Origin of the sequence: Kitasatospora putterlickiae, assembly GCF_039527695.1 — a bacterium.
In the GTDB taxonomy this organism is placed as follows: Bacteria; Actinomycetota; Actinomycetes; order Streptomycetales; family Streptomycetaceae; genus Kitasatospora; species Kitasatospora putterlickiae.
Map to the genome: position 1 here is coordinate 1 of NZ_BAAAKJ010000028.1, position 1,092 is coordinate 1,092.

The 1,092-nt window shown below is 76.5% G+C and carries 2 protein-coding genes; both read right to left on the reverse strand.

Annotated features, from left to right (window positions below; all coding sequences use genetic code 11):
- Nucleotides 1–587, reverse strand: a 587-nt coding sequence (locus tag ABD308_RS03585) for a hypothetical protein (RefSeq protein ID WP_425554683.1), incomplete at its 3' end; no start/stop codon positions are given.
- On the reverse strand, nucleotides 575–1,092 hold a 518-nt coding region (locus tag ABD308_RS03590), incomplete at its 5' end, for an acyltransferase domain-containing protein (protein WP_344325395.1). The genes ABD308_RS03585 and ABD308_RS03590, both read right to left, overlap by 13 nt.

The following is a 1,092-nucleotide window of genomic DNA, read 5'->3' on the forward strand; positions in this document are numbered from 1 at the left end:
AGCTCCTGGGCGGCCTGGTTCATGATCTGGCCGACCGTGATGGAGCTGAGGTGCAGCTCGTCCAGCGGGTTGGCCGACGGGTCGACGGTCTCGACCGGCAGCTCGGCGCGCTCGGCGGCCAGCCGGATCAGCACCTCCAGGCTGGAGGCGCCCTTCGCGCTCCCGGAGTTCGCGGCCGCCGCACCGACGGGCACGGCCGTACGGGCCGGCAGGGCCCGCTCGGCGCTCTCCACGCCCTCCAGGCGCTCCAGCACGAACTCCTCGCCGCCCGCCTCGCACGGGCTGGCGAAGAACCGGAACTCCTTGTCCAGCGGCAGCGGCCGGGTGAACCGGTCGGCGAACAGCTGCTCGTGGCGGACCGGCGCGCCCATCGTCCAGGCGGCGGCGACGGTGCCCAGCAGCCCGGCCAGCGACGGCGCGTCGGTCTCGGTGGCGATCGCGGGCACGGTGGGGAGGATCTCCCCGGCCAGCGAGCTGAGGATCCGCCCGGGGCCGACCTCGATCAGCAGGTCCACCTGCCCGGCCATCGCCCGGACCGCCTCGGTGAACCGCACCGGCTGGACGACCTGGCGGGTCAGCAGGTCCACCACGTCGGCGTCGGCGGGCAGCAGCTCGCCCGTGACGGTGGAGACCAGGCCGTCGCCGACCGGGGCGAACCGCTCCCCCGCCAGGTGCTCGGCCAGCCCGGCGGCGAGTGGAAGGCGTGCGAGACGTTGACCCGCCCCACGCCGACGCCCTGGGCCGCGGCCAGCGCGCAGACCCGGTCGATCGCCTCGACCGGCCCGGAGACCACGGTCTGCCGGGGCCCGTTGTGGCCGGCGATCACCACCGGCTCGCCGACGATCAGCGCCTCGGCCAGCGCCGGGGTGGTGGCGAGCGCCGCCATGGTGCCGCCGCCGTCGCCGGCCTCGGCCATGATCCGGCCCCGGGCACCCGCCGCGCCCAGCAGCGTGGACTCGTCCATCGCGCCCGCCCAGTGCAGGCCGGTCAGCTCACCGAGGCTGTGCCCGGTGGCCCGGACCGCCTCGACGCCGAGCAGGTCCAGCACCCGCAGCCCCGCCACCGAGGCCGCCACGATCCGCGGCTGGGCGA